Origin of the sequence: Acinetobacter sp. BD54, assembly GCF_044778325.1 — a bacterium.
GTDB classification, from domain to species: Bacteria; Pseudomonadota; Gammaproteobacteria; order Pseudomonadales; family Moraxellaceae; genus Acinetobacter; species Acinetobacter baumannii.
This window is the reverse complement of the sequence record NZ_JANJEP010000008.1, coordinates 71,191-87,061: the sequence shown is the minus strand read 5'-3', so window position 1 is coordinate 87,061 and position 15,871 is coordinate 71,191. Positions and strand designations below refer to the sequence as shown.

Sequence of the window (15,871 nt, the reverse complement as noted above, 5' to 3'; positions counted from 1 at the left end):
CGGCAATTTAACATGTAAAAAGTGCTTTTACACTGTTGTAAATCGCCAATTTATTTTTTTAGACGGTCATTTAGGTCAATTTAAAGTGAACATCAAAGAGACTGAAGGATTCAATATGAGTCGCGATACGATTAGCATCCACTTCGTGAATGCGGCTTTGACAGGCGTAAAGCGCCTTGGCATGGATGTCGAGACGTTACTTTCACATGTGGGTATCGAAGCGGAACTATTACGTCAACCTAAAGCTCGAATCTCACCAGAACAATATACCCGTTTTATAAAAATGTTATGGATGGTCACACAAGACGAACACGTTGGTTTCGATGTACAACCGCGTCGTTTGGGCACTTTTGCCATTATGTGTCAGTTGATTATTCATGCAAAAACCTTGGGCCAAGCCCTTGAACTTTCATCTCAATTTTACAAATTATTTGGTGATGAATGGTCAGTAACGCTGGAGCGTGACAAACACGAAGCACGTTTAGTACCTCTCATTCCAAAAACATTAGATCCGGATCATTTCATTACTGAAAGTATGCTCATGATCTGGCATGGATTGGCATCATGGCTGATTGAACGTCGCTTACCATTAGAACGTGTTCATTTTAGCTATCCACGTCCTGCACATGCAGATGAATATGACGCTTTATTCTTTGCGCCGGTTATGCAATTTGACGCACCGCGTACCGAAATAACCTTTGCGGCTGATTATCTTGATTTGCCAATTCGTCAAGATGAAAAAACATTAGAAGAATTCTTAAAAGCAGCCCCTGCTCAGCTTTTAGTAAAATTCAAAAATACCAATTCGTTGACTTCACGTATTCGTGAAGTACTCAAAAGCCAAATTGGTGAAGAAATGCCAACGCTCAATGACGTTGCATCAATGTTGTATTTATCTCCACAAACTTTACGCCGCCGCCTAGCTGCCGAAGGTAAAAGCTATCAGGGCGTGAAAGACGCTTTACGCCGAGATGCTGCGATTCATTTATTACTCAATCCTGAATTAACACTTGAAGATGTTGCTCAGCAAGTTGGTTTTAGTGAAACCAGTACATTCCACCGTGCATTTAAAAAGTGGACTGGTGTTACTCCCGGTCTATATCGCCAGCTCCATGGTTACCATTAATTCTTAAATCTCTTTAGTTTCACATTTAGCCCAAGTTCAACTTGGGCTTTTTTGTATCGCCATTGGCAAAAATCATCACCTGACTGGTGCGCTTATCGTCATTGCACTCCCTCTTAAAAACAGTACACTCAAAAACACGACAAAGTTTAAGTAATAAAAAAAGGAACTGTTATGAGCGAGGCTTATATTATTGACGCCATTCGCACACCACGCGGAAAAGGAAAAAAAGACGGCTCTCTTTACGAAGTAAAACCAATCACATTACTCACCACTCTATTAAACGAATTACAGCAACGCCATCAACTCGATACATCTAAAGTAGATGATATTGTTCTGGGCTGCGTGACACCAATTGGTGATCAGGGCGGTGATATTGCCAAAACAGCAGCGATTGCAGCGGGCTGGAATGATGATGTTGCAGGTGTGCAAATTAACCGCTTTTGTGCTTCAGGTTTAGAAGCGGTCAACATGGCAGCCATGAAAGTTCGTTCTGGTTGGGAAGATTTAGTGGTTGCTGGTGGCGTTGAATCAATGTCACGTATCCCAATGGGTTCTGATGGCGGACCGTGGGCGCTAGATCCGGAAACCAACCTTAAATCATCTTTTGTTCCACAAGGTGTCGGCGCTGACCTCATTGCAACCTTAGATGGCTATAGCCGAGAAGATGTTGATAATTTTGCCGTAAAGTCACAACAAAAAGCAGCGGCAGCTCAAGCAAATGGTTATTTCGATCAATCAGTTGTGCCAGTCAAAGATCACGCAGGTGTTGTGATTTTAGAAAAAGATGAATTTATTAAAGGCAATACCACACTTGAAGGGTTAGCAAAGCTCAACCCAAGTTTTGAAATGATGGGGCAAATGGGCTTTGATGCTGTTGCCCTGCAAAAATATCCAGAAGCACAAAAAGTAAATCATGTTCATCATGCTGGTAACTCATCAGGTATTGTCGATGGAGCAGCTCTTGTTTTACTGGCTTCAGAAAAAGCAGTGAAAGAACAAAACTTAAAACCACGCGCTAAAGTTTTGGCGACTGCATTAGTCGGTACTGATCCAACCATTATGCTGACTGGCCCTGCCCCTGCCGCACGCAAAGCTTTGGAAAAAGCTGGTTTAACAATTGATGATATTGACCTATTTGAAGTCAACGAAGCATTTGCAGCTGTCGTGATGCGTTTTATTAATGAGCTCAATGTGCCTGCTGAAAAAGTCAACGTAAATGGCGGTGCGATTGCTTTAGGCCATCCCTTAGGAGCAACCGGTGCCATGATTTTGGGTACATTACTTGATGAGCTTGAACGTCAAAATAAAAAACGCGGTTTAGCAACGCTCTGTGTCGGCGGTGGTATGGGTATTGCCACCATTATTGAACGTGTATAAAAATTTAGGGATATATAAAGATGAGTGCAATTCAATACGAAAAAAATGCCGACAATATTGTCATCTTGACACTTGATTCAACTGGTCAGTCTGCAAATACCATGAATGCAGAATTTCGTGACTCGCTTGATGAGGTCACCCAGAAACTTAAAGCAGAAACAGAACTTTCAGGTGTTATTTTTCGCTCAGCAAAAAAAACTTTCTTTGCTGGTGGTGATTTAGATGAACTGATTCAAGTTCAACCTGAGCATGCAACTGACTTTTTCAATATGGTTGAGAAGTTAAAAGGTCATCTAAGAACGATTGAAACACTAGGAGTTCCAGTTGTTGCAGCATTAAATGGCACGGCACTGGGCGGAGGATGGGAAATCGCATTAAGTTGCCATCACCGTATTGCAATCAATGACCCGAAAAGCAAATTTGGCCTACCAGAAGTTACCTTAGGTTTACTACCGGGCGGCGGTGGTATTGTACGTATGGTCCGTCTGCTTGGTCTTCAAAATGCATTCCCATTTTTAATGGAAGGTAAGCAGTTCGGTGTCGATAAAGCAAAATCTTTAGGCTTAATTCATGACACAGCTGAAAATGAACAAGAACTTTTAGATAAAGCGATTGCTTGGATCAAAGCCAATCCAAAATCTCAACAGCCTTTTGATGTGAAGGGTTATAAAATTCCGGGTGGCGATCCAAAAACTCCGGCAGTTGCACAAGTTCTTGCGATTGCACCAGCCATGTTAAAAGATAAAACTAAAGGCTGCTACCCTGCTCCTGAAGCGATTATGGCTGCCGCAGTTGAAGGTGCTCAAGTTGATGTCGATACCGCCTTGCGCATCGAGTCTCGCTACTTTACTCAACTAGCAACAGGCCAAATTTCTAAAAATATGATTGGCACTTTCTGGCATGGCCTAAATGCAATTAAGTCTGGTGCTAGCCGTCCTGCTGATATTGCAAAATGGCAAGCCACTAAAGTGGGCGTGTTGGGTGCGGGCATGATGGGTGCCGGTATTGCCTACGCCACTGCAATTAAAGGCATTCCTGTTATCCTTAAAGATGTATCTGTTGAAAATGCTGAAAAAGGCAAAGCATATTCACAAAAGCTCTTAGATAAACGTGTTTCACAAGGCCGCATGACGGCAGAAAAACGTGATCAGATTTTATCGCTCATTACGGCTACAGCTTCTGCTGAAGACTTACAAGGTTGTGACCTGATTATTGAAGCCGTATTTGAAAACCAAGAGCTCAAAGCGAAAGTCACTCAAGAAGCTGAACAATACTTAGCGCCTAATGGTGTAATGGCATCAAATACATCCACCCTACCGATTACAGGTTTAGCGCAAGCAAGCAAGAATGATAAAGCATTTATCGGTCTGCATTTCTTTAGCCCTGTCGACAAAATGCAGTTGGTTGAGATTATTAAAGGTAAAAATACCTCCGCAGAGACACTTGCTAAAGCCTACGACTTTGTACAGCAAATTGGAAAAACGCCAATCGTTGTCAATGATAGCCGTGGCTTCTTTACCAGTCGTGTGTTTGGTACTTTTATTCAAGAAGGTATGCGCTTACTTGCAGAAGGCGTCCATCCAGCGCGTATTGAAATGGCAGCACTGAAAGCTGGCATGCCGGTAGGACCACTTGCGATTCAAGATGAAGTGTCTTTAACTTTAACGGAGCATGTTGCAAGTGAAACGCGTAAGGCACTACAAGCTGAAGGCAAAGAGTTACCGAAAACACCGGTAGATGAAGTGATTCATACCATGATTCATGAATTAAACCGTAAAGGTAAAGCTGCTGGCGCAGGTTTTTATGATTATCCTGAAAATGGTAAAAAGCACCTATGGGAAGGCTTAAAACGTTGGCAAAAAGATCATGATATTTCTGAGCAAGATATGATTGACCGTATTTTGTTTGTACAAGCCTTAGATACCTTACGTTGTTATGAAGAAGGGGTATTAGAGTCAGTGATTGATGCCAATGTCGGTTCTATTTTTGGAATTGGTTATGCTCCGTGGACGGGAGGAGCAATTCAATTCTTAAATCAATATGGGATTGATAAAGCACAAAAACGTGCCGAAGAGTTGGCTGCCAAATATGGTGAGCGCTTCACGCCCCCAACGTTACTAAAAACTAAAGCTGAGCAGAAGCAAAATATTCAATAAGTTAGAGCTCTTGAATATTTAAAAATTGCATAAACCTTACCCATATAAATATATTTTATTTATATGGGTTTTTCTTTATGCCCTTTAAGATTTCAGCCTTATACCTAAATATGCTATAAATAGACTTCATTTCAGTGCTTCTACAGCACATTCGAGATATCCTTATGTCCGATAAAAATTCTTCCGAATCAGCAATTTTAGGCTGGAAATTTGTTCTAATCGTCGGTGTTTTAAGTGCGATCTTCCTTGGCTTTTTCTATTTAGCAATGAGTAATGAGCCTGACTATATGCCAGGAGCACAGCGCAAAGCTCAACAGCATGAAATGCAGCAAAAAGCTGAGAAATCAACAGATCAGCAAACTCAGCATGACAATATGTCTGAAATGGACATGCAAGAACATCAGCATTCACATCAGTAATCAGATATTTTTCAAATGACAGATTTTTCTCGCAATGCACTGGTTGTAGAAGGTGGAGGCATGCGTGGTGCCTTTACCAGTGGTGTACTTGATGCTTTTCTACAACAACGGTTCAACCCTTTTGATTTATATGTGGGCGTATCTTCTGGTTCGACCAATGTAGCTAACTACCTGGCAGGCCAACAGGGTCGCACCTTAACCTTCTATATTGATCATTCACTACGTCCTGAATTTATCGATTACAAACGCTTCTTTAAAGGTGGTGATTTACTCGATTTAAAATGGATGTGGGAAATTGGCGAGCAAGAACATCCTCTCGATCAACAGAGCCTTTTTGCCAAAAATCCAGATTTTTATATGGTATTGACGCATGCTAAAACTGGTCATGCTGAGTATCTTCGTGCTGGTAAAGATAATTTGCTAAATGCACTGCGTGCTTCTAGCTCAATTCCGGTTTTAACTCGTCATCCCGTCGATATTATGGGTGAACCCTACTTTGATGGCGGCGTTGCAGATGCTCTACCCGTTCGCTGGGCGGCTCAGCAAAGTGGTGTCAAAAAGCTATTAGTTTTACGTACTCGTCCGAAGAACTATTTTAAAGCCAGTAGCCGAGGCGACCAATTCCTTGCGAAATATGCTTTTAAACACCATTATGGTTTTGCAAATAGTTTGCGTAACCGCTGTGCCCGTTATAATGCTTCAGTTGAATTTGTTCGTAGCAGTAACCCAGAACAGCAAATTTTAGAGGTATGTCCACCGCCTCTTAAAAATATGGCAGGGCGTTTAACGACAAATCCGAAAAAGCTTCGTTACAGTTATGAAGTTGGTTTGGAAACAGGCTTACAAGCCATCGAAAACTGGAATGCGATGAAGTAGTTCAAAGTTGAGATTTCTAAAAAGGAATCTCAACTTAACGCTAAAGTCATATCAATATGTGGAATACCACAGTCTTGGTACACTTCACCCTGCACTTTGAAACCTAAAGCTTCGTAAAAAGCCGTCACATAGGTTTGCGCGGAAAGCTTTAAATAAGGCAATTTATGTTGGCGCGCATATTCAATAATATGCTGCATTAGAATTTTACCTATACCCTGCTTTCGATAAAGCATTAAAACAGCAACACGCCCTACGCTATGCTGTGGCAACAAACGTGCTGTAGCGATAGGCTGCTCTTTGTCATACACCATAAAGTGCACAGCTGTGCTGTCGAAATCATCCCACTCATCTTCGGGTGCAATGCCTTGCTCTTGAATAAAGACTTGTTCACGGATGTATTTTGCAGCTTCCTCAAACTGCGTCCAACTACCCGCTATAACTTTATACATCCACTCACCTTCCTAGCATTTGCAGCCAATATTTTCGATCGGCAACTGGTCTTGTAATAACAATTCCAAAGTCTGTTTTTTAATACCATATATTTCTTTCAATGCTTGAATTTGAGCCATAATCTTGGCATCAGGTTGTGTCACGTTTTTGCGTTTAGTCGCCAAAATCATTTTATTTTTGCTGGTGTGTTCAAGCGATACAAACTCAAAAACTTTAGTTTCATAACCATATGCTTTTAAAAGTAACGCACGTAAGGTATCGGTCAACATCTCGGCTTGTTGTCCCGCATGAATACCAAACTGTAGCATGGGTTGTAAAACTTCAGGACTATGTAGTTGTGGACGCAACTCTTTGTGACAGCATGGCGCGCACATAATCATCGAAGCATTTAAGCGAATTCCAGTATGGATAGCAAAGTCAGTCGCAATATCACAAGCATGTAAAGCAATCATAACGTCCAGCTTTTCCGGCTGATAACTACGAACGTCACCTTCAAAAAAGTCTAAATGATTAAAATGTAGTTTTTCTGCAACGTTCTGGCAAAACTCCACTAAGTTACGGCGCAGCTCTACACCCGTAATGAGCGGAACCTTTTGTTGTTCTTGTAAATAATCATACAAAGCAAAAGTTAAATAACCTTTTCCTGAACCAAAATCAACAATATTTAACTCTTTTTGCTCAGCATCAATTTGTTCGTATGCACTCGCAAAAATTTCGATAAATTTATTAATCTGCTTCCATTTACGAGCCATGCTTGGAATGATTTGAGCTTTCTCATCGGTAATGCCAAGCTCTTTTAAAAATGCACTACCCTGCTGTACATAACGCTGTTTCTCACGATCATGTGCTTGTACAGTTGGAGCGGTAGTCACGCTGTGTTTTTTACCCATATTAAGCATGGCTTTTTTCTTATTTTTTTTAAGCTGGATTTCTTGATGCGTTGAAAATAAATTCGCTTGTTTGCATTGCGTAATCAGTGCTGCAATCTGTTCTAAGCCATCTTCGAATGAGTAATTTTTAGTCACATCTTGGGTGGTATGATGATATAGCGCGGAAAGTTGTTTTTTTCCATGTAGCTCCACAACACGGAAAGTAATTTTTTCCAGCTGTGTCAACTCTCCTTTATATTGGCTCAAAATCAAACGCTCGAAAGTCTGCTGATCAAGCATTTGTTTGATTTCATGAAAGAATTGCTGTTCTTGCTCAAAGGAGAAAACCGACACTGATATACCTAAAAAATGGTGACTCATATAAAGTGAAAGTTTAAAGGGTATAGGATTAAAAATAAAATAACTTTACGACTGTTTTGTATTTCTATACATTTGTATTTTTAATCAAAAAATAAACTTATGAGTAAATCGGTGTTAGAAACCTACGACCCAAAAGAAGAACTTTTTAATGCCTACAGCCATGGCGCTGGTGTGGTTATGGCAGTAATTGCCTCTGTCTTTTTAATTATAAAAGGATCTTATCTTTCCACTGCCCAGTGGATAGGTTTATGGGTATATGCTTTTAGCTTAATTCTCGTGTTTACTAGTTCGACTCTCTATCATTTTGCACAAACACAAAATTTACGTTACTGGTATAAAAAACTCGATCACACGGCTATTTATTATTTAATTGCTGGAACATATACCCCGTTCTTAAGCATTGCTATACCTACACAAAAAGCTCATATTTTACTTATTGCTCTCTGGAGCATTGCTGCAATTGGTACACTTTTCAAGTTAGTTTTTATTCACCGTTTTCAGAAAATTTCGCTACTTGCTTATGTTCTTATGGGTTGGCTTGCCGTTTTTGTAATGGATGATATGCGAACCTATTTAAGCAAAGATACTTTGATGTTATTGATTACTGGAGGTTTAGCTTACACCGTTGGAGCATTGTTTTACGCGTTAAAAAAGGTAAGATATACCCATGCGATATGGCATATTTTTGTGCTTTTAGGTGCAGGTGCACACTTTCTTGCTATCTATTGGTACGTTGTTTAGTCCATTTTTCACTCATATTCAGTGATCCTGAAAGAGTCATGGATGATGTTCTTTCACGCTATTCTTTTAAGAAAAATATGCCTTTAAAGAGAATAGTAAATTAAAAATAAATTTTAACTGATATAAGGACTTATATGGAGTCAACCTCTGCGACTGCTGCTCCTGTAGTAGCCACCAATTCGAAAACACGGGTTTTGTTTGCAAGTTTAGTCGGTACAACCATTGAGTTCTTCGACTTTTATATCTATGCAACTGCTGCCGTTATCATTTTTCCACACCTATTTTTCCCTGCCAGTAGTGGTAGTGCCGCAGTCTTACAATCACTTGCAACTTTTGCAATCGCCTTTATTGCCCGTCCTATCGGTGCAGCACTATTTGGGCATTTAGGAGATCGTATAGGTCGTAAAGCAACATTGGTGGCAGCATTGCTCACTATGGGTATCTCAACCGTATGTATTGGCTTATTACCAACCTATGCTCAGATTGGAATTGTCGCGCCTTTATTGCTCGCCTTATGTCGTTTAGGACAAGGCTTAGGCTTAGGTGGTGAATGGAGTGGTGCTGTTTTACTTGCTACAGAAAATGCGCCTGAAGGCAAACGTGCATGGTATGGCATGTTCCCTCAACTTGGCGCACCTATCGGTTTTATTTTAGCAACTGGTTCTTTTTTACTTCTAAGTGCTGCTATTCCTGAGCAAGCATTCATGCAATGGGGCTGGCGTATTCCTTTTATTGCAAGTGCTGTCTTGGTTATTGTTGGCTTATACATTCGTTTAAAACTTCATGAGACCCCTGCTTTCCAGAAGGTTTTAGATAAGCAAAAAGAAGTTAATATTCCATTTAAAGAAGTGGTGACAAAACACACGGGCAAACTTATTCTCGGTACAATTGCAGCAATCTGTACCTTCGTTGTGTTTTATTTAACTACAGTATTCGCACTTAACTGGGGAACAACCAAACTAGGCTATGCGCGTGGTGAGTTCTTAGAACTTCAACTGTTTGCAACCCTTTGCTTTGCAGCCTTTATCCCTCTTTCTGCCATTTTTGCAGAAAAATTTGGCCGTAAAGCTACTTCTATTGGTGTATGTATTGCTGCTGCAATTTTCGGACTGTTTTTCTCTAGTATGTTAGAGTCTGGAAACACACTCATTGTATTTTTGTTCTTGTGTACTGGCTTATCAATTATGGGCTTGACCTATGGTCCAATTGGTACTGTCCTTTCAGAAATTTTCCCAACCTCAGTACGTTATACGGGTTCAGCTTTAACGTTTAACTTGGCTGGTATTTTTGGTGCTTCTTTTGCACCACTTATTGCAACTAAACTTGCTGAAACATATGGTTTATATGCAGTTGGTTATTATCTTACAGCAGCATCACTTTTATCATTAATCGCGTTTTTATTAATACGCGAAACAAAAAATGTAGATGTAAATAATCAGATTTAAATATTTTCAAACACCCTGATATAAAAAAGCCGGTTCAAAATTGACCGGCTTTTTTATATATAGAACTTAGTTCAATGATGCAGGATTTGCAGGTGTAACACTGTTTGGTACAGCTGGGGCAGTTACATTATTCGCTGCAACTGCTGCCGCACCAGCAACAGCAGCTTCACCAATTAATGCAACTTTTGCTTTTTCTTGGCTCTTTGGAGATAGAGCTGGGTTACTTGCAACAATACGGTTAATATTTGCAGAGTTTGCTGGAGCGATCGCAGCAGTTTGTAAAATGATTGGGCGATTACCCGTATTACCCAATGTGTAACGAATACCTGTACGAGGGCTAATCACCGTCGTATTTTCTTGTTTCACTACAGCCTGAGCCGAAGTTGGGCCTTTTGCCGCAAGTACTTTATCAACCGTTGTGGTTTGAGGGGCTGAAGCTGTTTCTGCTGCGAAAACAAAACTTGGCACAGCAAGAACAGTTAAAAATAAAGGTTGTAATACTTTTTTCATTGTCTTTCCAACATACACTCTGGATGAGAAGTAAATAGCATTTAATGCTTAAAACTGCAAACATTATTCACAGGCTTACTACAAACGAAAAAAAAGCAGAACAAACGTTCTGCTTTTTTTATAACACAAATTAAATTTTGCCGTGACACTGTTTATATTTCAAACCAGAACCACATGGACATGGAGCATTACGACTTTCAGGTACAGGGAACGTTTGTTGTTCAGTAGCCGAATCATTAAGTGCTTCTTGAGAAGCGGTCACTTCACCTGTTAATCCATCCACATCATCATGTTCAAAAGAAAGCTTCATTGCTTCTGCTTGTTGCTGCTGTTGAGCTTCCATTTCTGCAAGCTCTTCTGGTGTTGGGATATGTACGCGAGACAGATCAGTTACAACATCAGTTTTAATTACACCCAGCATGTTCACGAACAAGTTAAATGCTTCTTTTTTATATTCCTGCTCAGGATTTTTTTGCGCATAGCCACGTAAGTGGATACCTTGACGTAAATAATCCATTGCAGCCAAATGATCTTTCCAATGACGATCAAGAGAATTTAAAACGAAATGACGCTCAAGCATTGCTGCCGATTCATCACCCATTTGTGCACGGCGCTGACGATAACGCGCAATCACTTCATCACTGATGCGTTCAACCAAACCTTCTTCATCAAGACGTCGATCTTGTTCTAGCCATTCTTGAACTGGTAGCTCAATACCCAAATCAATACGTAAGGCATTTTCTAAACCTTCCACATCCCATTGGTCATGAATTGACTCTGGTGGAATAAAGTTAGCAATCATCGCCTGCATTACTTCACGATGCATTTCTTCAACGTATTCTTGTAAAGTATTTTCAGCTAAGATTTCGTCGCGTTGTGAATAAATGATCTTACGTTGTTCATTATTCACATCGTCATATTTAAGTAAGTTTTTACGAATATCGAAGTTACGTGCTTCAACTTTACGCTGCGCATTTTCGATAGAACGGCTTACCATTTTGTGTTCAATCGCTTCATCTTCTTTAAGCCCCATTGCACGCATCATGGCAACGACACGGTCACCTGCGAAAATACGCATGAGGTCATCTTCAAGAGATAAATAGAAACGAGAAACACCAGGGTCACCCTGACGGCCCGCACGACCACGTAACTGGTTGTCAATACGGCGTGATTCATGGCGTTCAGAACCAATAATGTGCAAGCCACCTGCTTGCAATACATCTTCATGGTCCTGTTCCCATTGCGCTTTTAGACGCGCTTCATCTTCAGAGGTAGGATTTTCAAGTTTGGCAAGTTTCGCTTTCCAGTTACCCCCAAGGATAATATCTGTACCACGACCGGCCATGTTTGTTGCGATTGTTACTGCATTCGGGCTACCTGCCTGAGCAATAATATCTGCTTCACGCTCATGTTGTTTTGCGTTCAAAACTTCATGATGAATACCAGCTTGCTTCAATTTAGACGATAGAATTTCACTGGCTTCAATCGTTGCCGTACCAATAAGAATCGGTGCAACACCCTGCTGACGAATATTCATAATTTCTTGAATAATCGCGTTATATTTACCATTACGGTTTAAATAGATTAAATCGTTCTGGTCATTACGAATCATAGGTCGGTGTGTCGGAATAATAACGACGTCCAGGCCATAAATTTCTTTCATTTCAGCAGCTTCAGTATCGGCAGTACCTGTCATACCTGAAAGCTTTTTATAAAGACGGAAATAGTTCTGGAAAGTAGTTGTTGCTAAAGTCTGGTTTTCAGGTTGAATAGCCAAACCTTCTTTCGCTTCAACTGCTTGGTGTAAGCCTTCTGACCAACGACGGCCCGGCATGGTACGGCCAGTATGCTCATCAACAATAACGACTTCACCGTCATGAATAATATAGTGAACGTCGCGTTGGAATAGGAAGTGCGCACGAATAGCCGCAGAAACATGGTGAACGAGGTTTAGATTTGTAGCTGAATATAAGCTTTCGCCTTCCGCTAACAAACCCATTTGAATAAGTTCTTGTTCTACAGTTTCATAACCAATTTCAGTCATTTCAACTGAACGCTGCTTTTCATCAATCCAGAAATGTCCGCCATCGGCAACTTTTTCTTCTTTTTGCGGGCGTAATTTTGGTGGAATAGTATTGATGGCAGTATAGAGGTGTGAAGAATCTTCACTTTGACCAGAAATAATTAATGGCGTACGCGCCTCATCAATCAAGATTGAGTCGACTTCATCGATAATGGCATAGTGCAAACCACGTTGTTTCTTTTCTGCTAAAGAAAACACCATGTTGTCACGCAAGTAGTCAAAACCAAATTCGTTATTGGTACCATAGGTAATATCAGCTAGATAAGCAGCTGCTTTTTCTGCTGGTTCTTGCATTGAATAAATTGTACCAATGCTTAGACCTAAAAATTCAAATAAAGGGCGGTTTAACTCAGCATCACGTTGTGCCAAATAATCGTTTACAGTAATGACATGAACGCCTTCACCACTTAATGCATTTAAGTAACACGCTAAAGTACCCATAAGGGTTTTACCTTCACCGGTACGCATTTCGGCAATTTTGCCTTCATGTAAGGTAATACCACCAATTAACTGGACATCGTAGTGGCGCATGCCCATTACACGTTTTGCTGCCTCACGACAAACTGCAAACGCCTCAGGGAGTAACTTATCTAAACTTTCGCCATTGTTATAACGTTGTTTGAATTCTGGAGTTTTTGCAGATAAGTCTGCATCGCTTAAAGCTGATATCGTCGGCTCGAGCGCATTGATTTGCTCAACAATTTTGCGCATGCGTTTGAGTTCACGCTCATTTTTTGTACCGAAGATACCTCCGATCAGACTTGCCAACATGGATAAACTCTCTAAATCTTGCTTGGTCAAATGAATAAATTTTTTCTCAGTCGTTTATTATGGTGTCAGAAATTTGAAGTACAAGGGGTTTGCACAAAACCCATAAAAAAAATCTGATCATTAGACAAATGGTTTTACCCATTTTCTAAGCCCCTTTAAAGCATCTGGCACCTAAAAACTCGACATTAATGCTCATCTATTGAGCACAACTTCCGAGAAATCTAATTTAGCAAATTTATCTTAAAGTTACATTGATTCAGCCCATAAATTCATATGTTTTGGTCATATATATTTACACTTATATAAAAAGTTCATAATAAAATATAAAAACAATAATTTTAATAATAAATAAATTGCGGCATAGTCATTTCAACATATAACAAATTTTAAGCAATTGAGGATTTATCATGACATTACGATTAGGCGATACAGCCCCTGATTTTCAACAAGAATCAAGCGAAGGCACTATTAATTTTTATGATTTTCTAGGTGATAGTTGGGGTATTTTATTTTCACACCCGGCCGACTATACGCCAGTATGTACAACTGAATTGGGTTATACAGCAAAACTAAAAGATGAATTTGAAAAACGTAATGTTAAAGCAATTGCCTTATCTGTAGATGATGTAGAGTCGCACAAAGGCTGGATTAATGATATTAATGAAACTCAAAATACAACAGTCAATTTTCCAATTATTGCCGACAAAGACCGCAAAGTATCTGAGCTATACGGTTTTATTCATCCGAATGCCAGTGAAACCCTTACTGTTCGTTCTTTAGTGATTATTGACCCAAATAAAAAAGTTCGTCTAATCATCACCTACCCTGCTTCGACTGGTCGTAATTTTAATGAAGTCTTACGTGTTGTTGACTCATTACAATTAACCGATAAGCATAAAGTGGCTACACCAGCAAACTGGCAACAAGGTGAAGATGTGGTCATTGTCCCTTCTTTAAAAGATGAAGAGGAAATTAAACAACGCTTCCCTAAAGGTTATACTACGGTGAAACCTTATTTACGCCTCACACCACAGCCTGAGCAAGATTAAAGCCTTTAACAAGGCTTTAATCGAAGCGCAAGACAAACGCAGTGCGTAGGCAAATATTAAAAAAATTCTAAGTCGGTCAGCTCACGTAACTGAGCAAATATTTCCATCTCAAAAGCCATCTCACCCGATGGCTTTTTTTTACATTAATGAATACACATGGTTTTTACTGTTGAGATCAGTTATAACTTCCCAAGAGTTTGTGCAAAAAACAAAAATCATGATCCATAAAATTCATCATTTAAAATGCGGCAGTATGTGCCCTGTATGTGCACCTTTATTTGGGCAGAGAGGCTGGAAAGCTGAAATTGTTTGTCATTGTCTTTTGGTAGAAACTGATCGAGGCCTTGTACTGATTGATACCGGATTTGGCCTACAAGATTATCTACACATGCAACAGCGCCTTGGTTCTTTAGTCAAACGGTTGGGGAAAATTGAACCGAATCTTGAGTTCAGTGCTATCCAACAAATTCAGAAACTGGGTTTCCATCCTAAAGATGTACAGCACATTTTTGTGTCTCACCTCGACTTTGACCATGCAGGCGGAATTTCAGACTTCCCCCACGCCACTGTCCATGTGCTAGCCACTGAATACAATGCTGCACAACTGCCTAATTTTAAAGGCAAGCTTCGTTATAGAACTAATCAATATAAACAACATCGGTACTGGAACTTTGTTGAGTATCAACAAGGTGAAAAATGGTTTAACCTTGAAAAAGTAAAAGGTTTCCCCCTATTTCAAGATGAAATTTTAATGGTGCCATTATTGGGCCATTCTGCTGGACATTGTGGTATTGCGATAAAACAACAAAATCAATGGTTATTATTTTGTGGAGATGCTTACTACTCACACCTAGAGCTAAATCCAGCAAATAAATTAAGATCTCTTAGCCTTCTAGAAAAGACATTTGCAGAAGACAATGAAAAGCGTCTTATTAACCTAAAAAAATTACAGCATCTGGCTCAACATGAGCCAACGATTGAGATCATTTGTGCACATGACCCCCATGAGCTTCGGCGGTACCAAACATGAAAAAATTTTCGCTCATTGCATTTGCGGTCTGTTTAAGCCTTCAAGGGTGTATGCAACACGAAAGTATTGCCCATGAGCACAGACCTCACGATTGGGGAACCTTAGTTTCTCAAACTCATAATTTTTATCAAATTAGCAATGATGTTTTCCGGAGTGAACAGCCCGATGCAGCAATGATTCCCGAATTAAAACACCATCAAATTGGGACTATTATTAACTTAAGAGCCAAAGCATCAGATGATTTAGTCTTTAAAAATGAAAACTTTAATCTTGTCCATATTCCGATTAATACATGGGCAATTGATCGACAAGATTTATTACAAGTTATGCAGCAAATCCAGCTTGCCAAGCAAAATAATCAACGTGTTTTACTACATTGCTATCATGGTTCAGACCGTACAGGGGCGAGCGTCGCCATGTATCGAATTATTTTTGAAAACTGGGCAATTGATGATGCAGTGAAAGAAATGAAACAAGGGGGTTATGGTTATCATATTATTTGGAAGAATATTGACCGTTTATTTACCCCTGAAAATGTAAAATGGATTCAACAGCAACTGTCGAATCCATCTTAATTAGATTTCAGAA

Annotated in this window: 14 protein-coding genes; 10 read left to right on the top strand and 4 right to left on the bottom strand. The window is 39.9% G+C overall.

Going from position 1 to position 15,871, the window contains the following annotated elements; translation table 11 throughout:
- Positions 1–115: 115 nt before the first annotated feature.
- From NQ782_RS13915 to NQ782_RS13895, 5 genes are all read left to right on the top strand, one after another.
- Complete coding sequence (locus NQ782_RS13915) at positions 116–1,126, top strand: AraC family transcriptional regulator (protein ID WP_000085721.1); 1,011 nt, start codon at positions 116–118, stop codon at positions 1,124–1,126.
- Positions 1,127–1,297: 171 nt separating this feature from the next.
- A complete protein-coding gene (locus tag NQ782_RS13910; protein ID WP_001287646.1) occupies positions 1,298–2,503 on the top strand; it encodes an acetyl-CoA C-acetyltransferase in 1,206 nt (401 codons plus the stop codon).
- A gap of 20 nt (positions 2,504–2,523) precedes the next feature.
- On the top strand, positions 2,524–4,659 hold the full coding sequence (locus tag NQ782_RS13905; protein WP_057093885.1) for a 3-hydroxyacyl-CoA dehydrogenase NAD-binding domain-containing protein: 2,136 nt from the start codon (positions 2,524–2,526) through the stop codon (positions 4,657–4,659).
- A gap of 164 nt (positions 4,660–4,823) precedes the next feature.
- Positions 4,824–5,078 (top strand): hypothetical protein, encoded by a 255-nt coding sequence (locus NQ782_RS13900; RefSeq protein ID WP_032044159.1) that lies wholly within the window; start codon positions 4,824–4,826, stop codon positions 5,076–5,078.
- Between the two features lie 15 nt (positions 5,079–5,093).
- The gene (locus tag NQ782_RS13895; protein ID WP_000129263.1) at positions 5,094–5,954 is read left to right on the top strand and encodes a patatin family protein; all 861 of its coding nucleotides are present in this window, start codon (positions 5,094–5,096) and stop codon (positions 5,952–5,954) included.
- A 29-nt stretch (positions 5,955–5,983) separates the two neighbouring features.
- On the opposite strand, the gene NQ782_RS13890 is transcribed toward NQ782_RS13895, so the two are convergent.
- Positions 5,984–6,403, bottom strand: coding sequence for a GNAT family N-acetyltransferase (locus NQ782_RS13890; protein WP_000278740.1), 420 nt, complete (start codon positions 6,401–6,403; stop codon positions 5,984–5,986).
- 12 nt (positions 6,404–6,415) lie between these two features.
- The gene (locus NQ782_RS13885; RefSeq protein WP_086231157.1) at positions 6,416–7,627 is read right to left on the bottom strand and encodes an SAM-dependent methyltransferase; all 1,212 of its coding nucleotides are present in this window, start codon (positions 7,625–7,627) and stop codon (positions 6,416–6,418) included.
- 126 nt (positions 7,628–7,753) lie between these two features.
- On the opposite strand from NQ782_RS13885, the gene NQ782_RS13880 reads away from it, so the two are divergent.
- Together NQ782_RS13880 and NQ782_RS13875 are read left to right on the top strand one after the other, a co-directional pair.
- Positions 7,754–8,395: a hemolysin III family protein gene (locus NQ782_RS13880; protein ID WP_001984806.1), complete on the top strand. Its 642-nt coding sequence runs from the start codon at positions 7,754–7,756 to the stop codon at positions 8,393–8,395.
- Between the two features lie 134 nt (positions 8,396–8,529).
- Positions 8,530–9,840 carry an MFS transporter gene (locus NQ782_RS13875; protein WP_000446412.1) on the top strand — a complete coding sequence of 437 codons (1,311 nt, stop codon included), beginning with the start codon at positions 8,530–8,532 and terminating at the stop codon, positions 9,838–9,840.
- 66 nt (positions 9,841–9,906) lie between these two features.
- Here NQ782_RS13875 and NQ782_RS13870 read toward each other — a convergent pair whose 3' ends face one another.
- Both NQ782_RS13870 and secA read right to left on the bottom strand, forming a co-directional pair.
- A complete protein-coding gene (locus NQ782_RS13870; RefSeq protein ID WP_000757175.1) occupies positions 9,907–10,350 on the bottom strand; it encodes a hypothetical protein in 444 nt (147 codons plus the stop codon).
- A gap of 130 nt (positions 10,351–10,480) precedes the next feature.
- Complete coding sequence (gene secA, locus NQ782_RS13865; RefSeq protein WP_057093889.1) at positions 10,481–13,204, bottom strand: preprotein translocase subunit SecA; 2,724 nt, start codon at positions 13,202–13,204, stop codon at positions 10,481–10,483.
- Positions 13,205–13,611: 407 nt separating this feature from the next.
- Between secA and NQ782_RS13860 the strand changes: the two genes are divergently transcribed.
- The 3 genes from NQ782_RS13860 to NQ782_RS13850 all read left to right on the top strand — a co-directional run bounded on the left by NQ782_RS13860 (position 13,612) and on the right by NQ782_RS13850 (position 15,858).
- Positions 13,612–14,253 (top strand): peroxiredoxin, encoded by a 642-nt coding sequence (locus NQ782_RS13860; RefSeq protein ID WP_000175336.1) that lies wholly within the window; start codon positions 13,612–13,614, stop codon positions 14,251–14,253.
- Between the two features lie 217 nt (positions 14,254–14,470).
- On the top strand, positions 14,471–15,283 hold the full coding sequence (locus NQ782_RS13855; protein WP_174756739.1) for an MBL fold metallo-hydrolase: 813 nt from the start codon (positions 14,471–14,473) through the stop codon (positions 15,281–15,283).
- The gene (locus NQ782_RS13850; RefSeq protein ID WP_000714607.1) at positions 15,280–15,858 is read left to right on the top strand and encodes a dual specificity protein phosphatase family protein; all 579 of its coding nucleotides are present in this window, start codon (positions 15,280–15,282) and stop codon (positions 15,856–15,858) included. The genes NQ782_RS13855 and NQ782_RS13850 overlap by 4 nt, the downstream gene beginning before the upstream one ends.
- Positions 15,859–15,871: the final 13 nt, after the last annotated feature.